The 21,281-nt window shown below is 73.7% G+C and carries 16 protein-coding genes; 7 read left to right on the forward strand and 9 right to left on the reverse strand.

The window, feature by feature from the left end; translation table 11 throughout:
* Nucleotides 1-48: 48 nt before the first annotated feature.
* Nucleotides 49-849: an NAD(P)H-binding protein gene (locus tag ACRAKH_RS03035; RefSeq protein WP_380725121.1), complete on the forward strand. Its 801-nt coding sequence runs from the start codon at nucleotides 49-51 to the stop codon at nucleotides 847-849.
* A 10-nt stretch (nucleotides 850-859) separates the two neighbouring features.
* Here ACRAKH_RS03035 and ACRAKH_RS03040 read toward each other — a convergent pair whose 3' ends face one another.
* Nucleotides 860-1,855: a LysR family transcriptional regulator gene (locus ACRAKH_RS03040; RefSeq protein WP_380725123.1), complete on the reverse strand. Its 996-nt coding sequence runs from the start codon at nucleotides 1,853-1,855 to the stop codon at nucleotides 860-862.
* Nucleotides 1,856-2,212: 357 nt separating this feature from the next.
* On the opposite strand from ACRAKH_RS03040, the gene ACRAKH_RS03045 reads away from it, so the two are divergent.
* Nucleotides 2,213-2,638, forward strand: a complete 426-nt coding sequence (locus ACRAKH_RS03045; RefSeq protein ID WP_380725125.1) for a nitroreductase family deazaflavin-dependent oxidoreductase — start codon at nucleotides 2,213-2,215, stop codon at nucleotides 2,636-2,638.
* On the opposite strand, the gene ACRAKH_RS03050 is transcribed toward ACRAKH_RS03045, so the two are convergent.
* Nucleotides 2,635-3,450 carry a PhzF family phenazine biosynthesis protein gene (locus ACRAKH_RS03050; protein WP_380725127.1) on the reverse strand — a complete coding sequence of 272 codons (816 nt, stop codon included), beginning with the start codon at nucleotides 3,448-3,450 and terminating at the stop codon, nucleotides 2,635-2,637. The genes ACRAKH_RS03045 and ACRAKH_RS03050 overlap by 4 nt on opposite strands.
* A 76-nt stretch (nucleotides 3,451-3,526) precedes the next feature.
* On the opposite strand from ACRAKH_RS03050, the gene ACRAKH_RS03055 reads away from it, so the two are divergent.
* Nucleotides 3,527-4,342, forward strand: a complete 816-nt coding sequence (locus ACRAKH_RS03055) for a LysR family transcriptional regulator (protein ID WP_380725129.1) — start codon at nucleotides 3,527-3,529, stop codon at nucleotides 4,340-4,342.
* Nucleotides 4,343-4,353: 11 nt separating this feature from the next.
* On the opposite strand, the gene ACRAKH_RS03060 is transcribed toward ACRAKH_RS03055, so the two are convergent.
* The 3 genes from ACRAKH_RS03060 to ACRAKH_RS03070 form a co-directional block, all read right to left on the reverse strand.
* Nucleotides 4,354-5,727 carry a hypothetical protein gene (locus ACRAKH_RS03060; protein ID WP_447009608.1) on the reverse strand — a complete coding sequence of 458 codons (1,374 nt, stop codon included), beginning with the start codon at nucleotides 5,725-5,727 and terminating at the stop codon, nucleotides 4,354-4,356.
* A gap of 11 nt (nucleotides 5,728-5,738) precedes the next feature.
* Nucleotides 5,739-7,565 carry a dynamin family protein gene (locus tag ACRAKH_RS03065; protein WP_380725133.1) on the reverse strand — a complete coding sequence of 609 codons (1,827 nt, stop codon included), beginning with the start codon at nucleotides 7,563-7,565 and terminating at the stop codon, nucleotides 5,739-5,741.
* A 95-nt stretch (nucleotides 7,566-7,660) separates the two neighbouring features.
* Nucleotides 7,661-8,596: an IniB N-terminal domain-containing protein gene (locus tag ACRAKH_RS03070; RefSeq protein ID WP_380725135.1), complete on the reverse strand. Its 936-nt coding sequence runs from the start codon at nucleotides 8,594-8,596 to the stop codon at nucleotides 7,661-7,663.
* A 222-nt stretch (nucleotides 8,597-8,818) separates the two neighbouring features.
* Between ACRAKH_RS03070 and ACRAKH_RS03075 the strand changes: the two genes are divergently transcribed.
* Together ACRAKH_RS03075 and ACRAKH_RS03080 are read left to right on the forward strand one after the other, a co-directional pair.
* Entirely contained in the window at nucleotides 8,819-10,120 is a 1,302-nt protein-coding gene (locus ACRAKH_RS03075; RefSeq protein ID WP_380725137.1) for an Hsp70 family protein, read from the forward strand.
* Nucleotides 10,121-10,134: 14 nt separating this feature from the next.
* The gene (locus tag ACRAKH_RS03080) at nucleotides 10,135-12,483 is read left to right on the forward strand and encodes a LuxR C-terminal-related transcriptional regulator (protein WP_447009609.1); all 2,349 of its coding nucleotides are present in this window, start codon (nucleotides 10,135-10,137) and stop codon (nucleotides 12,481-12,483) included.
* A gap of 72 nt (nucleotides 12,484-12,555) precedes the next feature.
* Here the strand turns inward: ACRAKH_RS03080 and ACRAKH_RS03085 are convergent, their stop codons facing one another.
* Nucleotides 12,556-13,596 (reverse strand): VOC family protein, encoded by a 1,041-nt coding sequence (locus ACRAKH_RS03085; protein ID WP_380723361.1) that lies wholly within the window; start codon nucleotides 13,594-13,596, stop codon nucleotides 12,556-12,558.
* Nucleotides 13,589-14,101: an RNA polymerase sigma factor gene (locus ACRAKH_RS03090; protein ID WP_380723362.1), complete on the reverse strand. Its 513-nt coding sequence runs from the start codon at nucleotides 14,099-14,101 to the stop codon at nucleotides 13,589-13,591. Before ACRAKH_RS03090 ends, ACRAKH_RS03085 begins: the two co-directional genes overlap by 8 nt.
* Before the next feature lie 72 nt (nucleotides 14,102-14,173).
* Here ACRAKH_RS03090 and ACRAKH_RS03095 point away from each other — a divergent pair, with 72 nt between their 5' ends.
* Together ACRAKH_RS03095 and ACRAKH_RS03100 are read left to right on the forward strand one after the other, a co-directional pair.
* Nucleotides 14,174-14,749 (forward strand): TetR/AcrR family transcriptional regulator, encoded by a 576-nt coding sequence (locus ACRAKH_RS03095; protein ID WP_380723363.1) that lies wholly within the window; start codon nucleotides 14,174-14,176, stop codon nucleotides 14,747-14,749.
* A gap of 85 nt (nucleotides 14,750-14,834) precedes the next feature.
* A complete protein-coding gene (locus ACRAKH_RS03100) occupies nucleotides 14,835-16,295 on the forward strand; it encodes a carboxylesterase/lipase family protein (protein WP_380723364.1) in 1,461 nt (486 codons plus the stop codon).
* 132 nt (nucleotides 16,296-16,427) lie between these two features.
* Here ACRAKH_RS03100 and ACRAKH_RS03105 read toward each other — a convergent pair whose 3' ends face one another.
* A complete protein-coding gene (locus tag ACRAKH_RS03105; RefSeq protein ID WP_380723365.1) occupies nucleotides 16,428-16,919 on the reverse strand; it encodes a DUF2165 domain-containing protein in 492 nt (163 codons plus the stop codon).
* Between the two features lie 107 nt (nucleotides 16,920-17,026).
* Entirely contained in the window at nucleotides 17,027-21,085 is a 4,059-nt protein-coding gene (locus ACRAKH_RS03110) for an nSTAND1 domain-containing NTPase (protein WP_380723366.1), read from the reverse strand.
* Between the last annotated feature and the right edge of the window lie 196 nt (nucleotides 21,086-21,281).

Genomic DNA, 21,281 nt, shown 5'->3' on the forward strand with positions numbered 1-21,281 from the left:
CGAGGTAGGTACTTACGAATAGTTAGTGCTCGACCTAGCGTGGGCCGCATGACCACCTTGATCACCGGCGCGACCGGCCGGCTCGGCTCCCGAATCCTCGCCCACACCCTCACCCGCCTCCCGGCGGACTGCGTCGCGGTGTCCGTCCGCGACCCCGAGAAGGCCGCCGGCCTGGGCGTCGAGGTCCGCCGGGGCGACTTCGACGGACCGCTCGGCGACGCGTTCGCGGGCGTGGAGACGCTCCTAATGGTGTCCGTCGACGGGCCGGACGACGTGCGGATCGCGCGGCACCTCGCGGCCGTCCGGGCGGCGGCGGACGCGGGCGTGCGGCGGATCGTCTACACGTCCGTCACCGACGCCGACACGTCACCGCTGGGCCTGGCCCGCGTGCACAAGGAGACCGAGGACGCGATCCGCGCGACCGGCATCCCGTTCACGTTCCTGCGCAACGGGATGTACCACGAGAACTTCCTCCCGCACGGCCCCGGCCCGATCGTCACCGCCGCGGGCGACGGCCGCATCGCCACCGCGTCCCGCGACGACCTGGCGCTGGCCGCCGCCGTCGTGCTGGCAGGCGAGGGCCACGAGAACGCGGTCTACGAGCTGACCGGCGCCCGCGCGTGGACGTTCGACGAGCTGGCCGCCCTCGCCGGCACCACGCACGAGAGGGTGACGCCGGAGGAGCGCGTCGCCGGCCTGGAGGGGTTGGGCCTGCCGGGGTTCGCGGCGGAGCTGCTGGCCGACATCGAGGTCAACATCGGCCGCGGCGTGCTCGCCGAGGTGCGGCCGGACCTGGAGAAGCTGATCGGCCGCACGCCCACGGGCATCGAGGACGCGCTCAAGGGCTGACCACGACGGGTCAGTCGCCCGCCAGCAGCAGCGCCGCGTCGATCTCGCGGTGCGCTTCGGGGTGCTCCTCCCACCACCTGGCGTAGCCGGGGTTGCGGGGGAGCACCTTGCGGTAGGCCCTGGCCGCGGCGGCGAACACGTCGTGCGCCCGCCCGGCGGCGGGCCCCTCGCGGCGGGTCGCCAGCAGCAGGTCGACCATCAGCGGCGAGCCGCGCAGCGGCCGGATCACGATCCCGTCGCCGCCGCGGGACTGGGGCAGCGCGAACGACACCGCGCCGTTCGCGACCAGGCTGCGGGCGGTGCTGGCCTCGTTGACGTGGTGGCTGAACCGGGGCGTGAACCCGGCCTCCGCGCACACCGTGAAGATCTGGATGCGGTTGCCGACGAACTCGTCCGGCGGCGCGACCCAGTCCCGGTCGGCGAGCTGCGCCAGGTCCACGTCGTCCTGCCCGGCCAGCGGGTCCGACTCGGGCAGCGCCACGAACTGCGGCTCGCTGACCAGCCGCCGCACCTCCAGCCCGCGCAGCTCCCGCCGGTCCAGCCCCTCGAACCGGTCCAGCACGCCCAGGTGCACCTGGCCGGACACCAGCAGCTCCAGCAGGTCCGATGCGCCCGGCATGATCTCCGTGCGGACCTCCGAGCAGGGGATCACCCGGCGCAGCTCCTCCACGAAGTGCCCGAAGAACAACGTCGGCACGCCGCCCACGAGCAGCGGTCCCGGCGCGCCGGCGCGGTCCCTGGTCCGCTCGCGCGCCAGCGACACGAGCTGCTCGACCTCGTCCAGCACCAGCCGGGCCGTGCCGACGACCTGCCTGCCGAGGTCGGTGGGCACGGAACCGCCGGGCGTGCGGTCGAACAACCGGCCGCCGACGATCCGCTCGACCGTCCGCAGCTGGGCGCTCATCGCGGGCTGGGTGAGCCCCAGGCGGGAGGCGGCCTTCGTGAGGCTGCCTTCTTCGGCGATCGCGCAGACCGCGCGCAGGTGACGCAGTTCGAGCTCGGGCATAACGCTCTTCTATCCCCCTTTCGTATGAGCCGCCAGCCTCCACGCCCGCCATAGTTGGCGAAGTACCGACGCCACGAGGAGAACAGATGCGCCGCACGAGCCAGATCTACTAGAAAAGTCCAGGCAAGGGCTTTGGCCGTCCCGTCCCACACCACGTCTCCACAGACGTGGTCGAGCGACCCGAACACCGCTTACGCGGGCGGATGAGTCGGGAGGCGCCGGGGAGCAGCGGTGACGGGCCAGGGGGTGCGAGGCGGACGTCCCCACCCCGTTCGGGGCCGCCGGTCGTGACTGCGGAGTAGCGACCGGCGGCCCCGCCGCCATGCCGAGGCCCGTCAGCCTCGGTAGCGTCGGGGCATGTCAGTAGTGGACAGCCCCGTCGGCTGGGTGCAGGAGCACATCCGCAAGTACGTCGAGTCGGGCGGACGGGAAGGCCACGAGTGGCGGCCGGGCGTCTTCACGCTCCTGCTGACCACGACCGGCCGCAAGTCCGGCCGACCCCGCCGGACCGCGTTGATCTACCAGCCCCGCGGTGACGCGTACGTCGTCGTCGCCTCGCACGGCGGCGCGCCCGAGCACCCCGCGTGGTACCGCAACCTGGCCGTAAACAACACGGCCGAGGTGCAGGTCGGCGCGGACGTGTTCACCGCCAAGGCCCGCACCGCGACCGGTGACGAGCGCGCCGAGCTGTGGGAGCTCATGACGCGGGTGTGGCCCGCCTACGACGACTACGCGACGAAGACGGACCGCGAAATCCCCGTCGTCGTGCTGGAACGCGCCTAGAGCCGCACGGCCGCGCCGGTGACCTTGACGCGCGGGTCGTCCGGCGACACCTCGACCTCCAGCAGGCTGGGCCGGCCCATGTCGACGCCCTGGTGGATCGTGATCGCGCGGGGCCGGGTGACCAGGCCGAGCGCCCGCAGGTAGCCGCCGAACGCGGCCGCCGCGGCGCCGGTCGCCGGGTCCTCCACGACCCCGCCCACCGGGAACGGGTCGCGCGCGTCGAACACGTCCTCGGAGCGCTGGTGCACGAGCTGCGCGGTCACCGCGTCGTGGGCCCGCAGCAGGTCGGCGAGCGCGTCGAAGTCGTAGTCGAGCGCGGCCAGGCGCTCGCGCGTGCGCACGGCGAGCACGAGGTGCCGCGCGCCGCCGAACGCCCAGTGCGCCGGGTAGCGCGGGTCGAGGTCGTCGGCCGACCACCCGAGCGCCCGCAGCGCCTCGGCGACGTCCGCGTCGGTCGCGGGGGTGGAGGACGTCGGCACGCTGGTCAGGCTGGCCCGGCCGGGTGACGTGGCGATCTCCACCAGCCCCGCCGGGGTGTGGAAGCGCAGCGTGCCGGGCCGGTCGAGCGCGACGGCCGTGGCGACGGTGGCGTGGCCGCAGAACGGCACCTCCACCAGCGGGCTGAAGTACCGCACGTCGAACTCGCCGTCCTCGGCGCGGGGGAGGACGAACGCGGTCTCGGAGTAGCCCACCTCGGCGGCGATGGCCAGCATCCGGGCGTCGTCGAGCCCGGTAGCGTCGAGGACGACACCGGCGGGGTTGCCGCCCGAGGGGTCGGTGGTGAAGGCGCTGTAGCGGAGCACGTCGGTCATGCCGACAGCGTCTCCCACCACCGGCCATCGAGTCCAACGATTCCCAGCGATCGCTGTGATCGGTATTGTCGATCCGGTGGACACCCGCCTCCTGCGCACCCTCCTGGTGCTCGCGCGCACGGGCAGCTTCACCGCCACCGCGGCGGAGCTGCACCTCGTGCAATCCACGGTGACGAGCCAGGTCAAGACCCTGGAACGGCACCTCGGCGCGCGCCTGTTCGACCGGCTGCCCAGCGGCGCCCGGCTCACCGAGGCGGGCCGCCAGGCCGTCGAGCACGCGCGGGAGGTGCTGTCGGCCGAGCAACGGCTCCGCGACGCCGTGCGCGGCAGCACCGCGGTGGAGGGCGACGTGCGGATAGCCGCACCCGAATCGGTGTGCGCCTACCGGCTGCCGCAGCGCATCGCGGACGTGGCCATGCGCTGGCCAGGCATCACCGTCCACCTGTCGCCGGCGGGCACCCGGCAGGCGATCTCCGGCGTCCGCAACGGCACGCTCGACCTGGCGCTCGTGCTGGAGGAGACGGTCGTCGCGCCGGGACTGAAGGTGACCGCCATCGGCGTGGAGCCGATCGAGCTCGTGTCCGCGCCCGGCGTGGTGCTGGACGAGCGGTACTTCCTGCTGGAGGAGGGCTGCTCGTACAGCGACCGGTTCGTGCGCGAGCTGTCCGCATCCCCCAGCATCACCCGGTTCGGCAGCATCGAGGCCGTCCGGTCGTGCGTCGTCGCGGGTCTCGGGTGGACGGTGCTGCCCCGGGTCGCGGTCGCCGAGCAGCTGGACGCGGGCACCCTGCAGCGGGTCCGCGAACTGCCCGACAGCACGCTGTTCCTCGTCACCGACCCGCGCCGGACGCCGTCCGCGGCGGTCCAGGCCCTGGTGGCGGCGCTGAACTGACCGGTCGGCGGTCAGCCGACGAGCTGGGAGAGCATCCCCTCGCAGCTGCGCACGACGACGTGTGCCGCCCGCCGCTGCCCGTGGTCCAGCGCCGGGTCCGCCGAGTGGTCGCGCCAGCGGCCCAGGGTCTCCAGCACGGCGTGCCGCAGCTCGTCCCCGGTCGGCTCGTGGTCCAGCCCGAGGCGCACCAGCGGGTCCGTGCCCAGGCCGCCGACCAGCCGGGCCGCCTCGGCGTCCAGCTCGCCGGGCAGCCGGGTGCGCCCGCCCTGCAACGCCGCCAGCAGCCGCAGCTCCCGGAAGTCGTGCGCCGACGCGAGGATGCGCTCCACCGCCGCCGCCAGGCCGACCGAACCCGGCCGGGGCTCGGCGCGCAGCACGACGTCCAGCCCGATCAGCGCGGCCCGCGCCTTCAGCACCTCGCGCCGCTCGGTGAAGTACACGCCGATCGAGTCGCGCAGCTCGCCGAGGCCGCTGCGCTGCACCAGCTGCCCGGTCAGCTTCACCTGCGTGTCGAAGCCCTGCCGGATCAGCGTGGTCGTCAGCCGCACGCCGAAGATGCCGAACCGGTCGACCAGGCCGCGGCGCACCGCCGGGTCCAGCCGCACCGGGAAGTCCTCGCCGACGAACCGGTCCGCGGACAGCAGGTGGTCGTCCAGCTCGGCGCGCGGCAACGAGGCCAGCGCGGCGAGCGCGGCGAACTCGTCCGGCCGCAGCGTGCGCGCGGCCACCGCGAGCAGCCCGGCCACCGCGACCACGTTCTGGCACAACGGGGTCACGGTCGCCTCGCGCCGGTAGCGGCGGGCGATCTGCTTGGCCGAGGACAGCGCGTCGATCCGGCCGCCGCCGATCTCGTCGGCCCGCGCCAGCACCAGCACCGTGTTCACCGGCGCGGCGCGGGCCACCGGGTGGTCGTGCGCGGTCTGGAGGAACCGCACGTCCGCGGTGTGCAGGTGCCGGGTCAGGTACAGCACGGCGTCGGCCTCGCCGTAGACGTGCTCGACCGGCGCGTCCGCCGGGGTGTCGATCAGCGTGACGTCCCGCAACGACCGCGACGGCCACTCCACCACCACGCGCTCGGCGTCCGGCGCGTCCACGAACGCCCTGCCGTCGCGGCGCAGCACCGGCACCTCGTACGGGCCGACGTGCGCCTTGGGCTGCGGCCCGTCCTGGTACCACGTCGTGGCGCCGGTCGGCACGAACTCCTCGCCGATGAGCGCACTGACCACAGTGGACTTCCCGGACCGCGGCGCGCCCGCCACGGCGACGCGCACCGGCTCGCCGAACCGGGCTTGGTGCCCGCGCAGCCACGCGACCGCGCGCGGGCTGTCCCGGTACACGGCCAGGGCGTCCTCCAGCAGCGCCCAGACCTCTTCCTCCAGCGTCACGCCCGCGAGCATCAGGCGCTGATCCCCAACGGCGGCGCCTGACCTCCCGCGAGCGCCTGGACCCGCTGGTACAGGGCCACGAGCTGGTCCAGCTCCCGCTTGGCCTCGCGGTTGCGGCGCTCCCGCTCGGTGTTGTCGTCCTGCACGGCGCGGCGGGCGCTGCGGGCCGACTCCAGCAGCGTCTCCTGCATCTCCTCGGCCAGCGTGGCGAAGTGGCTGCGCAGGCTGCGCTGGATGTGCCGGGCGGCGTCGCGGCAGTCCTTGCTGAACTTGATGAAGAAGTCGTCCACGTGCCGGGCCGCGGCGGCCTTGGCGGCGGCCTGCCTGCGGCGCAACCGCTGGTCGCTCTCGTCGATGATCGACTTGCCGCCGAACAGCGCGCCCGCGCCCAGCGAGATCGCGTTGATCAGCGGCATCCCGGCGAGGCTCGTGGCCAGGCCGAACATCAGCACGCCGCCGTAGGAGCCCTTGAGGCCGGTGAACGCCTTCTGCATCAGGTTGAACGTCTCGATCACCGGCTTGTCCATCGGCGCGACGCGGTCCAGCACGTCGTCCGGGAAGATCGACTCCGGCAGCAGGTCGTCGCGGGCCACCGGGAAGCTCTTGGCGACCTTCTCCGCCACCCACTCGGACCGCTCCAGCAGCCAGGCGAAGTTCGTGGTGGCGGCCTCGGTGAGGTTGTCCTCCAGCCACGCCTCGAACTTGTCCCAGCCCAGCGCCGGGTCGGCGGTCTCGAACGTCCGGTCGATCTCCCGCAGGATGCGGCGGGTGCGGTCGCGCAGGTCGTACTCGATGTCGGAGACCAGGTCGGCCATCTCGTCGGCCAGCACCGTCTGCCAGCGCGCCGACCGGCGGCGCAGCTCGTCGATGCGGCGCTGGGCCTCGTTGAGCGCGGCGACGGTGGCGCCGGCGCCCTGGGTGGCGCGGGCGGACAGCTCCTCCCGCACCGGGGCCACCAGCTGCTTGATCGCCGACGCGGCGGTGACCGCGATCGTGCGGCGGGCCAGCTGGTCGGCGGCGGCCACGATGTCCTGCCGCACGCACGCCAGCAGCTCCGGGAACCCGGACTCGGCGTTGAGCGCCTTGTCGCCGGTCTTGGCCGCGCGCAGCCGCAGCGCGGCGGACACCGGGATGAGCTTCGCGGTCACGCCGGCGCGGGCCAGGTGCGCCCGGTTGCGCTCCACCACGCGCCGCCACTGCGCCGCGATGTCGATCTTCGTCAGCACCACGATCACGTTGGGGCAGGACGTCATGACCTGCTTCAGCAGCTCCAGCTCCGACCCGGTCAGCTCGGCCGTCGCGTCGGAGACCATCAGCACCGCGTCGGCCTGGAGCAGGGCGGCGAACGTGCTCGCGGTGTGCGCGGGCCGCAGGTCGCCGACGCCCGGCGTGTCGATCAGCACCAGGCCCGAGTCGAGCAGGGCGCGGGGGATGCCGACCTCGGCGCGGACCAGGTCGCCGCCGTGGCCGTGGTTCGCGCTCACCTGGTCGGCGAGCTGGTCGATCGGCACCGGGATGCGTTCGGTGGGGATGCGCTCGGTGGGGGTGTTCGCGATGGACGCGCCGCGCACCAACGCCGCGGACGGTGTCTCGGCGTGCTGCACGAACGTGGGAACGGCGGTCGTGACGTCGTCACCGACCGGGCACACCGGGGCGTTCACCATCGCGTTCACGAGCTGGCTCTTCCCCTGCTTGGGCTCGCCGATCACGAGCACCCGGAGCTTGGGGTCCAGCTGGCGGGCGCGCTTCTCGCGCAACCGTTCGGCCAGGTCGGGCCGGTTGTGCGCAGCGCAAGCCCGGATCGTGTCGTCTAGCACGTCGAGCCAGGGCGCGGACATCACCCGGCAGAGTGTGCCGGTAAAACCCGTCCGGGTGAAAGTGAGGGCCGGCCCCGTCCTGTGGACGGAGCCGGCCCCCCAGTGGTCGATCAGGCTCAGAAGAGCAGGTCGTCCACGCCGAGCGAGTCGACGACCGGCAGGTCGAGGCCGTCGACGGTGCCGGTGACGTTGCTCACGACACCGCCCACGTTCGCGGCGTTCGCGGCCGTGTCGGCGACGTCGCCCAGCGGGTTGGCGGCGTGGGTGTCGAACTCCGCCTCGCCGTGCGCGGAGCCGGACACGCCGAGCGAGTCGCCCACGTTGCCGACGGCCGGCAGGCCGCCCAGGTCGCCGACGGCGGGCAGGTCGCCCAGCGGCAGGTTGCCGGTGAGGCCACCGGTCACGTTGCCGACCACGCCGTTCAGCGTGTCGACGGCGCCGAACGCGGTGCTGGTCAGGCCGTCCGCGTCCGGCAGCGAGCCGGTGACCCCACCCGCGGTGGCGACGGCACCGTCCAGCGTGCCGGTCGCCGTGCCGGTCAGGCCCGAGACCTGGCCGGTGGCGGTGTGCAGCGTGCCGTCCAGGGTGTCGGTCACGTCACCCACCGCGGAGAAGTCGCCCTCGACCGTCAACGTCGCCGAACCGGAGCCGTCGAGCAGGTCCCAGCTCGACACGCCGCCGAAGACGCTCAGGCCGTCGGCGTCCGCGCTCAACGTGCCCGCCACCGCGGCCTTGACGTCGCCGGCGCCGGTGGCGCCCGACACCGCGAGCTGGTCCGTGACGGCCTTGAGCTGGAGGATCGCACCGGCCTGGCCGGCGTCCAGGTCGAGGGGCAGGTCCTCGACGATCGAGCCGTCGAGAGCGGGCAGGCTCCCGGTCGGCACGTAGTCGAGCACCAGCGGGATGACTTCCTGCACGTCCAGAGCGCTGATGTCGCTCAAGCCCGCCCGCGCCAGGGTGCCCTCGGCGTCGGCCTGGAAGTCGGCCAGCGCGGTCGGGTCGCTGAGGAGGTCGAGGACGAAGTCGTGCAGCGTGTTGGGGCTGGAGCCCATGATGGATTTCTCCTGGTCGAATCGGACGCGGGGAGCGGGACCGGCAGGGGTGGTCCGGCCTGGTGATCAAGGTAGGAGCGGGGGGCTCCCCGGCCATCGGGGATTACTCCCAGTAGATGCCGCATCCACTATGGGGTGTTGGTCGTTCACTCCCTAGGGGGTTAGGGGATGAGCTTGTGACCGTCTCGTAACCCGTGTAGGTACTGCCCGTAGTTCATTCAGGTGAGTGGGGAGGCGTCCGAGTTGCCGTACGTCCTCGGGGTCGACGTGGGCACCACGCGCACCGCGGCGGCCGTGTGCAGGCTCGGCGGCGCCGGACGCGGGGAACCCGAGGTGGTCGGTCTCGGCGGCCCCGGCGGCGGTGTGGCCTCCACCCTGCACCTCACCTCGGACGGCGCGTTCGCCGTCGGCGAGCCGGGCGACCCCCGGTGGACCGCCACCGGCTTCAGCCGCCGCGTCGGCGACGTCGTGCCCGTCGTCCTCGGCGGCGACGCCCCCGGCGCCGAGCAGTGCCCGGCCGAGGAGCTGACGGCGCTCATGGTCCGGTGGGTGACGGACCAGGTCGCCGCCCGCGAAGGCGAACAGCCCGAGCACGTCGTCCTCGCGCATCCCCCCGGGTGGGGGACGCACGCCAAGGGGCTCATGCACCGGGCGTTGCGGTCGGTGGGGGTCGCGGCGACCCTCGTGCCCGAGCCCGTCGCCGCCGCCGAGAACCACGCGTTCAGCCGCCCGCCCACCGGGTCGCTCGGCGTGTTCAGCCTGGGCAGCCACGGTTTCAGCGCGTCCGTCGTGAGTCGCGGGTTCGAGCTGGTCGCCGCCGTCGAAGGTGTCGACCAGGCCGCCGGCGCGGACTTCGACGACGCCGTGTTCGACCACGTCCGGGCGTCACTCGGGCGGGCGCTGGCCGAACTGGACGCCGACGACCCCCGCACCCGCGGCCTGTTCGGGCGGCTGCGCCGCGACTGCGAAGCCGCCAAGCGCCTGCTGTCCGGCACGGTGGAGACGTCGATCCCCGTGCACCTGCCGTCCGGCCGGGTCGACGTGCCGATCACCAGGGCGCGGTTCGAGGACCTCATCCGGCCCGACGTGGAACAGGCCGCGGCCGTGTTCCACCGGGTCGTGTCCGCCGTGCCCGGCGTCGGGGTGACCGCGGTCGTCGGCGGCAGCGCCCGCATCCCCCTGGTCGCGGCGTCCGTGCCCGGCCGGGTGGTGCTGGAGGCCGCGCCCGAGACGTCCGTGGTGAAGGGCGCGGCCCTGGCCGCCCGCCGGCTCGTCGTCGGGCCCGACGCGGAACCCGAGCCCGTGGACACGTCGATCATGGTCCGCGACGACGACCCGCTGCTGAGGTTCCCCGTGGGCGGGCTGGAGGCGTCGGACGTGGAGTTCACCGCCCCGCCGCCCCGGCCGCCCGTCGACATCACCCCCCTGGACCTGCCCGAGCGGCGCACGGTGAAGCGCGTCGTGCGCGGGCTCGTGCCGACCGGTGGGCAGCGCCGCGCCCGTGACCCCGAGGATGGCCGTTGAGCCCGAGCACGACCGTGAGTCCCCTGCTCCCACCGCAGGTCGCGCAGGTGTTGGACGTGATCGCGTCCGGCGACCCGGTGCGGCTCGGCGTCGTCGCGCCCGGCGGGTACGGCAAGACCGCCGTGCTGCGGGAGATCGCCCGGGCGTTCGAGGACGCCGGCGTCGCCGCGACCGTCGTCGATGACGCCCACCTGCTGCCCGACGCCGACCTGCTGTCCCTGCGGGCCAGGGTCGAGCGCGGCGAGGAGAGCATCGTCGTGGCCTACCGGCCGTGGCCCCGGTCGCGGGCGCTGGCGGCGCTGGCCGAGTCGCTCGGCCGGGCCAGGCCCGCCGTGACGCTGGAACCGCTGACCCGCGAGCAGGTGCGGGCCGTGCTGCCCGCGTCCTCGCGGGGGCTCGTGGACTTCGTGCACCAGCAGACCGGCGGCGTGCCGCGGTTCGTGCGGCGGCTGGCCGGGCTCAGCACCGCCGAGGTGACACCCGAGGTCGTGGCGTCGTTCCGGGCGGACCTGGAGTGGCTGGACGCCGACGTGCAGAAGTACCTGCTCGCCGCCGAAGCGGGCGCGGGCCTGCGGCTCGACCTGCTCGGCGGGCTGCTCGGCGGCGACCCCGACGCGGTCGGCGACGTCATCGACGCGGGCCGCGCGACCGGGCTCGTCGCCGCCGACGGCGCCCTGCCGCCCGTGGTGCGGACCGCCGTGGCCGCGCTGAGCCGGACCGACCGGCGGATCGCCGTGCGGCAGAAGCTCGTGGAGCTGCAGCTGCGCTCCGGCGGACCGGTGCTCGACCTCGTCCGGCCGCTGGTCGGCGTCGCCGGGCCGGAGCTGGGCGCGGCGTTCCAGGCGGCGGCCGAGGAGGCGCTGCCCACCGACCCCGCGCTCGCCGCACGGCTCCTCGCCGCCATCGGCACGCCCAGCCCCGAGATCGCCGTGCGGCGGGCGGTGGCGTCGGCGATGGCGGGCGACCTCGACGCGGCCCTGCGGCTCGCCGACCAGGTGATCTCCGGCGGCGACCCGGCGCACCGCGGCGCGGCGGCGGAGGTGGCCGCGATCGCGTTGGCGCACCGCGGCCAGCTCGCCCGCAGCACCGAGCTGCACCGGTGGTCGCCCAGCTCGACGTCGTCCGCGTTCGCGGTGATCGGGCAGGTCGGGACGGGACGGCTGCCCGCGGCCGCGTTGCCGGTCGCGCCGCCGACCATGCTCGACGGCGGCGCTTCCCTGATGGCGCAAGGGGTCGTGGAGTCCGTCACGTCCTCCGCCACCACCTCACTGTCCACTTTGGTGCGTGCGGCGGGGTTGCTGGAACCGGCCGGGAGGGCCGTGCTGCTGCCCGACACACCCGCCGCGCTGGCCGCGCTCGTGGCGTTGCACAGCGGTGAGCCCGGCGTCGCCGAGTCCGTGCTGGACCGGGCGGTGGCGACGTCGCTCGGCGGCACGTTGATGGCCGTGCGGCACCGGTTGCTGCGCGGCTGGATCGCGATGCAGCGCGGGAACCTCGCGCAGGCGCGGGAGACGGTGGTGGCGCTGCGGAAGGTCGGGCGGCCGCTGGAGCCGCGCGACTGGCTGTTCGCGGTGGCGCTGGAGATCGGGATCGCCCGGCGCAACAGCGACCTGGCGACGTTGAAGCGCACGTGGGAGCAGGCGTGCGAGGCCGTGCTGCGGCACCCCGTCGACCTGTTCGCGTTCCTGCCGCTGGGCGAGTTCGCCACCGCGGCGGCACGGCTGCGCGACCAGCACCGGCTCGCGCCGCACCTCACTGCGGCGCGGAACCTGTTGCGGGACTTGGGAGATCCGTGCCTGTGGGCCGTGCCGCTGCACTGGAGCGCGCTGCACGCGGCGATCATCGCCGAGGAGACGTCCGTCGCGGAGGAGCACGCGGCGTCGCTGGCGGCGTGCCGGGACCGCAGCCGGTACGCCGGGATCGTGTCGGTCGCGGCCGAGAGCTGGCTCGACGTGCTGGCGGGCAAGGTGGACGCGGACCAGGTCGAGGACGCCGCGCGCGGCCTGCACGCCGTCGGCCAGTGGTGGGACGCGGCCCGGCTGGCCGGTCAGGCCGCGATCCGGACGTCCGACCGGCAGGCGATGGTGCGGCTGCTCGACTGCGCCCGGCTGCTCCAGGGGCGGGGCGCGGGGGCGGCGCGCAAGCAGCCCGAGCCGGTGGTGGAGGCCGACGCCGGGAAGCTCAGCGACCGCGAGCGCGAGGTGGCGGAGCTGGTCGTCGGCGGGCTGACGTACAAGCAGGTCGGCGACCGGTTGTTCATCTCGGCGAAGACGGTGGAGCACCACATGGCCCGCATCCGGCAGCGGCTGGGCTGTGGCAGCCGGGCGGAGCTGCTGGACCAGCTCCGCCAGATCGTCGGCTGACCACGACCACCCGATCGTGATCTTGCCATGCTCGAACGCATGTTCGAGCATGGACTCATGAACCGCTTCGCCTCACCGCTGCCACAGCCAGAACTCGACGCCCTGGTCGTCCACGCACTCGCTGGAGAGCCCGTACGGCAGCCGCTCCGGCTCGTTCGCCGTGCCGCCGTGCTCGCGCACCCGTGCCACGGCGGTGGCCAGGTCGTCCACGGCGTACATCAGCTTCCAGCCGCCGCGCCCCTGCCCGCCCCAGAGCCCGGCGGCGGGCAGGCCGGTGCCCTCGACCTGCCACCCGTGCTCCACGCGACCGGGCGCGAACCGCCACCCGAGCACCGCGCCGTAGAACCGCTTGGCGGCTTCGTCGTCCGGCACCGTGAGGGTGTGGTAGGCGACGTGCCCGTGCGGCGGCGCGCCCGTGGGCGTGCTCGCGGCGGCGTCGGTCGGGTCTGCCTCGGTTCGGGCGGCGACCATCCACCGGTACCCGAAGGGGTCGAGCAGGGTCGCGCCGTACCCGTGCCCGGTGTCCGCGGTCGCCCGCAGCACCGTGCCGCCACCGGCCACGGCCCGCCGGACCGTCGCGTCCACATCGGACACCTCGACGCGGTGCATCGGGTGCACCCCGCCCGCCCCGGGCGCGAGGTTCCGGTACTCGGCCGACTCCTCCGCGAGCATGAGCACGGAGTCGCCGATGGCGATCTCGGCGTGTCCTACGGACCCGTCGTCCATGACCACCACCTCGCCCCGCCGGGTCGCGCCGAACACCTCGACGTAGAAGTCGATCGCGGCCCGCGCGTCCCGGACCGCCAGGTAGGGCACCACGGTCGCGTACGTCGCGCCCCCTCGCTCACCGCTCTCCGGCTGGGCGCCACCTCGTCCGGCACCACCTCGTCCGGCGTCGTCCCGTTGGGCACCCATCGGCTCGCCGGCCGACGGCTGGGCGTGCCGGGCGTCGTCTCGCGTCCCACTCACCGCATCCACCTCTCTTCTCCCTCCTCCTTCTCCTCCTCCGATCAGCACTTCGCGCTCCAACCGTTCCCGCAGCCGGTCGGCGAACGCGGGGTCCGGGTCGACGGCTCGAACCGGCAGCCGAAGCCCTTCGAACGGGTCAGTCATCGCTACCCCCGGTCCACGCCTGGCGGAAAGCGGCACGGGCGCGGGTCAGCAGGGACTCGGTCGCGTGCACCGTGCGGCCCATCAGCCGCGCCACCTCGGGCACCGGCAGGCCGTCGAGGTACCGCAGGGTGAGCGCGCACCGGTGGTGGGCACCGAGCCGCTCCAGGACCTGGCGTGCCTGCATCGCGTCGATCTCGCCTTCCCACGGGTCCTCGACCTGCTGCTCCTCGTGGACGAGCCGCAGGCCGCGCTCCTCCCGCTCCCGGCGACGCCAGTGGTCAACCAGCTTGTGCCGGGCGACCCCGATCAACCACGCCGGGGTGACCGGGCCACCCGTCGTGCGCGCCGACCGGACCGCCGCCAGGAACGTCTCCGAGGTCAGCTCCTCCGCCTGCGCGCGGTCGCCGCACCTGGCCAGCAGGTAGCCGTACACCTGCGGCAGCGCGGCGTCGTACAGCTCCAGCAGCGCGAACGCCGGGTCGGGACGGGCCTCCGGTGACCTCACACCCCCATCGTCGTTCGGGAGGCGCCCTCTCCGACGGGTGAAGTTCTTGCTCGTCCGTGCTAAATTTTGCTCATGCGAGCAAAGTCGCTCACCGAGCAGGCCCGCCGGGCGCAGATCGTGGCCGCGGCGATCGAGACCTTGGCCGAGCTGGGCTACGCGGCGACCTCGTTCAAGCAGATCGCCGCACGGGCGGGGCTGAGCAGCACGGGCCTGATCTCGTACCACTTCAAGGGCAAGCAGGAGCTGGTCGACGAGGTGTACGCGGAGGTGCGGCGGAAGTTCGCCGCGTTCGTCCTCGAACGGATGAACCGCGACACGACCGCCGCCGGCGAGCTGCGGGCGTTCCTGAGCGCCAACCTGCGGTTCATGCGGGACCACCGGTCGCACATGATCGCTTTCCTGCAGGTCGGGCCGCACGTGTCCGCTGCGGACAGCGCCGACGACGACCACCGTGAGATGGCGGTCCTGCTGCGGGACGGCCAACGGCGGGGTGAGTTCCGCGAGTTCGACGCGGACGCGATGGCGATCTTCGTCCTGGCCCTGCGCAACGGCGTGCTGGCGCGGGCGGGCGAGCACGCGGAGGTCGACCTCGACCTCTGCGAACGCGAGCTGATCACCATGGTGGAGCTCGCCACGACAAGGGGGTAGGCGCATGCGTCGGGGGACGTGGGCACTCATCGGAGCGGTGGCGACAGCCCTGCTCGGCACCGTTGCGGGATGCGGGGGGAACGACGTGGCCGACAACGGGAAGGGCGACGACCGCGGCACGGTGCGGGTTGAGAGCGGTGAGCTGCGCGGTGCGGTCCGCGCCGACCACACCGTCTTCCAGGGCATCCCGTACGCCGCGCCGCCGAAGGGCGAGCTGCGGTGGCAGGCCCCGGCGCCGCCCCGACCGTGGGACGGTGTCCGGGACGCCACCGCGCCCGGCAACCCGTGCCCGCAGGTCGGGTCGTCGTACTCGGACGTCACGGCCGACGACGAGGACTGCCTGTTCCTCAACGTCACGACACCGTCCACCGAGGGCCGCAAGCCGGTCATGGTGTGGGTGCACGGCGACGGCGCGATCGGCGCGGGCCACCACTTCGACGCCGCCGCGCTCGCGACCCAGGGCGACGTGGTCGTCGTGACGATCAACTACCGGCTCGGCGTGTTCGGCGGCTTCGGCCTGCCGGGCCTGGACGGCTCGGGCACGTTCGGCCTGCAGGACCAGCGCGCCGCGCTGGAGTGGGTGCGCCGCAACGCGGGGAGCTTCGGCGGCGACCCGGGCAACGTCACGCTGTTCGGCGTCTCGTACGGGGCGTCGTCGGCGGCGGCGCACCTGGTGTCGCCGAAGTCGCGCGGCCTGGTCGACAAGGTGATCATGCACAGCGGGTTCGCGCTGGTCGACCTGCCCGCGGAAGCGTGGTACCCCGGCCTGGGCGCGCTGCCGTGGCTCGCCTGGCGGGACACGGCCGAGATCGCCGGCCTCGGTCAGGGCGTCGCCGCCGAGCTGGGCTGCGCGGACGTCGACTGCCTGCGCGCCCTGCCCGCCGCGACGCTCCTGGCCCACCCGCAGGTGATGAACATCTTCCAGCCCTTCGGCTACGGCAACGCCGACCTGCCGGACGTCCCCGCCGACGCGCTGGCGAAGGGCGAGTTCGCGAAGATCCCGGTCCTCGCCGGCAACACCCGCGACGAGCACCGGGGCATCGTGGCGCTGTTCCGCGGCCCCGTCACCGCCGACGACTACCCGGCGCTCCTCGCGGCGGCGTTCGGCGAGAAGGCGGACGAAGTGGCCCGCGAGTACCCGCTGACCGCCTTCGCCGACCCGTCCGAGGCGTGGGCGGCCGTCCTGACGGACCGGGTGTGGGCGAGGGCGACGTTCCGGCAGCACGAACTGCTGTCCGCGCACACGCCGACGTACGCGTTCGAGTTCGCCGACCCGGCGGCCTCCGAGCACGGAGCGAGCCACAGCACGGACATCGGCTACCTGTTCCCGGAAGGCGACCTGACCGGTGGGCAGCGCGAGCTGTCGGACGTGATGATCCGGTACTGGTCGAGGTTCGCCCACACCGGCGACCCGAACGGCGAGGGCCTGCCCAAGTGGCCCGCGTTCGGGGACGGCGACCGGCACGTCCAGTCGTTGGCGCCGGACGCCATCACCGGCGTCGACTACCGGGCGACCCACCGCCTCGACTTCTGGGCCGACAAGTAGCCACCGGCGCCGATCGTCGGCGTCAGAACCTGCGCCGGCGCTGTCCGGTGGCTGATCAGAAGACCGGGCAGGGGACCGGAGACCGCCGCGGCGGGGGCGGCCTCCGGAGGCCCGACGACGAGTGGGGGGAGGTCAGTCGCGCTTGCCGGCGTGCAGGAGGATCAGGCCGAGGGCGGCCACGACGAAGTTCTGGAACGCGGCCGACAACCCGTTCCAGTCCTTCGACTGCCACATCAGGAACCACTCACCGCCGATCGCGATGAACCCGCCCCCGAACAGCAGCACCTGCATCACCCAGCCCGTGGACGTCAGCCGCCGCGCCACCTCCTCGCGCCGCCGCAGCCAGGACACGAACCCGGCCAGCAGCACCAGGGCGGTGGCCGCCTCCCACAGGATGATCAGCACGTAGGCGATGGTGACCAGAGTCGGGCTGGTGATCGCGCGCCACGACGTGTTCGGCGACCCGAACGTCGTGTCCATCGCGAGCACGTGCTGGACGAACGCGTGGTTGGTGTCGTAGTCGGTGACGTTCCCGAACACCACGAGACTCATGTAGAGCGCGGTGATCCCGGTCAGCGCCGTGATCGCCGCCCGCAGGCTCCCCGCCCAGGCAAGTGAACGCATGATCTGTAGAACCTAGTCACGATCCACCGGAAGTCCACGAGTCGCGATCGCACCGATGTTTCACAGTGTTGCCGAATGTGTTGCCGGACGCGTTGCCGGGTGCGCGATCAGGGGCAGGGCGGCTCGTACTCCAGCTGCGGCAGGTGCTCGGCCCACTTCTCCTCCGGCAGCACGCCCATCGTCTTGGTGCAGATGCGGTCGATCACGTGCTGGAGGTCGAGGTCCCACAGGCGAACCGTGCTGTCGGAGCTGCTGGAACCGAGCATGGTGCCGTCCGGGCTGAACGCGATGTCCCGCACCGACCCGTCGTGCCCGCTGAGCACCTGCCCGAGCGGCGCGGCGCGCTGGAGGTCGTGCGCGTCCCACAGCCGGACGGTGCCGTCCTCGCTGCCGCTGGCTAGCATCTGCCCGTCCGGGCTGAACGCCACCAGCACGACGCCCTCGACGTGACCGGTGAGCGGCGTGCCGAGCTGCTTGGCGCGGTTCGGCGTGGTCAGGTCCCACAGCCGGACGGTGCGGTCGTCGCTCGCGGTGGCGAGGGTGCGGCCGTCGGGGCTGATGTCGCCGCCCCGCACCGCCGCGTGGTGCCCGGTCAGCGGGTGCCCGAGCGGCTGGGCGGAGCCGGGGTCGGCGACGTTCCACAGCCGCACGGTCTTGTCGGCGCCGGCGGTGACGAGCGTGGCGCCGTCCGGCGTGAACCCGGCGTAGTGCACGTACCCCTCGTGCCCGACGAGCGGCCCGCCGAGCCGCACGGGCCGCGTGCGGTCGCGGATGTCCCACAGCTGCACGGACTCGTCGTCGTGCCCGGTGACGAGCACCTGCCCGTCACCCCGGAACGCCACCGGCGAGCTGTACCGGGTGCCCAGCTCGATCGGCTCGCCGAGCGGCTCCGGCCGGTCCGGGTCGCCGAAGTCCCACAGCCGCACCATCTTGTCGCTGACGCTGGCCAGCGTCCGGCCGTCCTCGCTCAGCGCGAGCGACCACACGGGCGCGCCGTGCGTGACCACCGCGCTGGACCGGGGGTCGTGCGGGTCGCTCGTGTCCCAGACCCGGATCGACTGGTCCTCGCTGCCGGACACGAGCCGCCGCCCGTCCGGCGTGAAGCGGGGGCCGATGCTGCGGGCCGCGTGCCCGACGAGCACCCCGTGCGGCATCGACCACAGCCGCACGGAGGAGTCGTGGCTGCCGGTGGCGAGGGTCCGGCCGTCCGGGCTGAACGCGACCGCGTAGATGATGCCGTTGCGCCCGGACATCGGTCTGCCCAGCGGCAACGGGTGCGCCGGGTCGGTGACGTTCCACAGCCGGGCGGTGCCGTCGGCGCTCGCGGACGCGAGCACGCGGCCGTCCGGGCTGAACGCCACCGACCACACGCCCTCGGTGTGGTCGGTGATGGGACGGCCCAGCAGCCGCGGCGACGCCGGGTCGGTCATGTCGTGCAGCCGCACGCCGTGGTCCTCGCTGCCGGTGGCCAGCACCCGGTTGTCCGGGCTGAACGCGACGGACCGCACGGTGTGGTCGAAGCCGGTGATGGGCCCGCCGACCGGCTTGGGGTCGGTCCGGTCGCGCACGTCGAACACGACGACGGTCCGGTCGTCGCCGCCGGTCGCGAGCAGCGCGCCGTCCTGGCTGAACGCCACCGACCGCACCTGCCCGGTGTGCCGGCCGAGCGGTTCGCCGAGCCGCTGCGGGCGGGACGGGTCGGTCACGTCCCACAGGCGGGCCGTCCCGTCGGCGTTGGCGGTGGCCAGGGTCCGGGAGTCCGGGGTGAACGCCAGCAGGTAGATGGTGCCGTTGCCGCCCGTCAGCGGCTCGCCCAGCGAACGGGGGCGTTCTGGGTCGGTGACGTCCCACAGCCGCACGGTGCCGTCGTCGCCCGCGGTGGCGAGGGTGCGGCCGTCCGGGCTGAACACCGCCGACGTCACCCAGCTGCGGTGGCCGGGCAGCGGCGACCCGAGCGGCTTGGGGTGGTCGCGGTCGCGCAGGTCCCACAGCCGCACGGTCTGGTCGTAGCTGGCGGTGGCCAGCGTCTTGCCGTCGCGCGAGAACGACGTCAGGTACACCGGTCCGGTGTGCCCGAGCAGCGGCATCGCCAGCGGCGTCGTCTGCGTGGACAGCAGCCGGGTGCGCACGTCGCGGTCCTCGGGCCGCATCCGGTGCGCCACCATGGTCAGCTCGGCCGACAGCGACGGGTCGCTCTCCTGCAGCCGGTCGGCTTCCGCCACCACCTGCCGGAACACGGCGTCGTCACGTTGCCGCACGGCCACCACGGCGGCGGTCGCGGCGATCAGGGCGAGCACCACCACGCACGCCACGGCGGCCCGTCTGCCCCACGCTGCCCGTCTGCGGTGCTGCATCGACACGGCCAGGAAGTCCTGCGCTGTGCCGGTCAGGCCCTCGGGTCCGGCCGCGTCCGCCCAGTGCCGGGCCGTCTCCAGCCGAGCGCCCCGGTAGAGCAGCGACGAGTCGCGGTCCTGGCCCGCCCACGTCGCCGCGTCCTCCTCAAGCCGCTGCCGCAGCAGCTGGCCTTCCCGGTCCTGGTCGATCCAGCTGCGCAGCCGCGGCCACGCCTGGAGCAGCGCCTCGTGGGTGATCTCCACCGAGCCCGCGTCGAGCGTCACCAGCCGGGCGCGGGCCAGCACCTCCAGCGCCTCCTCGCCCGCCGCCCGGTTCGCCGCCTGGTCGACCAGCTCGTGCCGGGTGGACCGGCGACGGGTGTCCTGCGTGTCCTCGCCGACGCGCACCAGCCGCAGCAGCAGCGGCCGGGCGGCCAGCTGGGCGGCGGGCGCGAGGTCGGCCCACGCCCGTTCGGCCGTCGCCGCGACCGCGCCCTGGATGCCGCCGGCGGAGCGGTAGCCCGCGATGGTCAGCTTCCCGGCCTGCCGCCGCTGCCACGTGGCCAGCAGGGCGTGCGACAGCAGCGGCAACGCGCCCGCGTCGTACGCGCCCTGGCCGGCCCTGGCCTGCGCCCGCCCGCTGCGCACGCCGAGGTCGCGCAGCATCAGCTCGATCAACCCCGGCTCCAGCTGCAGGCCCGCCGCCTTCGCGGGCCGCGACACCGCTTCCCGCAGCTCGGCCGACGTCATCGGGCCCAGCACCATCTGCCGGTCCTGCAACGCGTCCGCCAGCTCCGGGAACGCCAGGCAGCGGCCGTAGAAGTCGGCCCGCACGCCCACCAGCACCACCGCGGGCGCCGTCCCGCCGGGGATCGCCGGGGTGCACGCCACGTGCAGCGCCTGCACGAACACCTGCACCCGGTTCTCGTCCGAGGACAGCGTGAACGCCTCCTCGAACTGGTCCACCACGACCACCACGCGGTCGCCGCCGTGCCGCTCCGCGTAGGCCGCGAACGCCGCCCGGATCTGCGCGGCGAACCGCAGCACGCCCATGAGCGTCTGCCCCAGGAACGTGTCCGGGCCGTGCCCCGACGACACCAGGTCCTGGTCCATCCCGTCCAGGGTCAGCGCCATGTCCATGATGTCGGACAATTCCGGGATCTCCCGGACCAATTCCGCCACGGGGTCCGCGCCGGGCGTGATGACGACCGCCGGCCAATTCGTCGAACCTTCCAGCGCCAACGCGCCGTCCCGAATGGACGGAATCACGCCGGCGCGCACCAATGACGATTTGCCGGCGCCGGAAGCGCCGACCAGCATCACGATTCCGCCGGTTTCCGCGGCACTGCCCAATCGAGACACCAACGCGGCGGTGCTGCGTTCCCGGCCGAAGAACCAGCTGGAATCCTCGGGCTGGAACGCGGCCAATCCCCGGTACGGGCACACGCCGATCTCGTCGGAGCTCGGCGGGTCCTCGTCCTCCGGTGACGACACCGGGCTCGCCAGGGCCTCCTCCCACAGCGCGCGCCACGCGTCGAGGTCGTACAACCCGGCCGCCGGGGGCTGCGGACGTGCCTTGCGGGCCTCGCCGATGAGGACTTCGAGGACTACCGAGAGTGCCGAGAACCGGGCCGGGACGTTCCGGCCGCGACGCCAGTCGCTGACCCGCTGGGCGGTCGCCCGCACCGGTCGGCCGCGCTCGTCGGTGCGCCGCGCGCGGCTGACGGACTCCGTCACCCGCTTCAACGGCGGGTCGCCCGCCTCGGCGTACAGCAGCGCGAACCGCTCCGCGAACACGGCGCGGGGACCTGACCCCTGACCGGAACCAGCCATCCGCGGCGTGCCTCCTCGAAGTCCGGTGTTCCGGACCGGAAAACCGGATGTGAGCGCGTGAACAGGTCATTTGCCGACCGGTGTAGGTCCGGGCAGTCCACCCTAACGACTTGCGCTGCCAAGCTGCCCAGGACGTTCCGGTGACGTCGTCAAGTTGTGCGAAGGGACCGGTCAAAGTGGTTTCGCAGACAACTAC

This window comes from Saccharothrix hoggarensis (assembly GCF_052936025.1).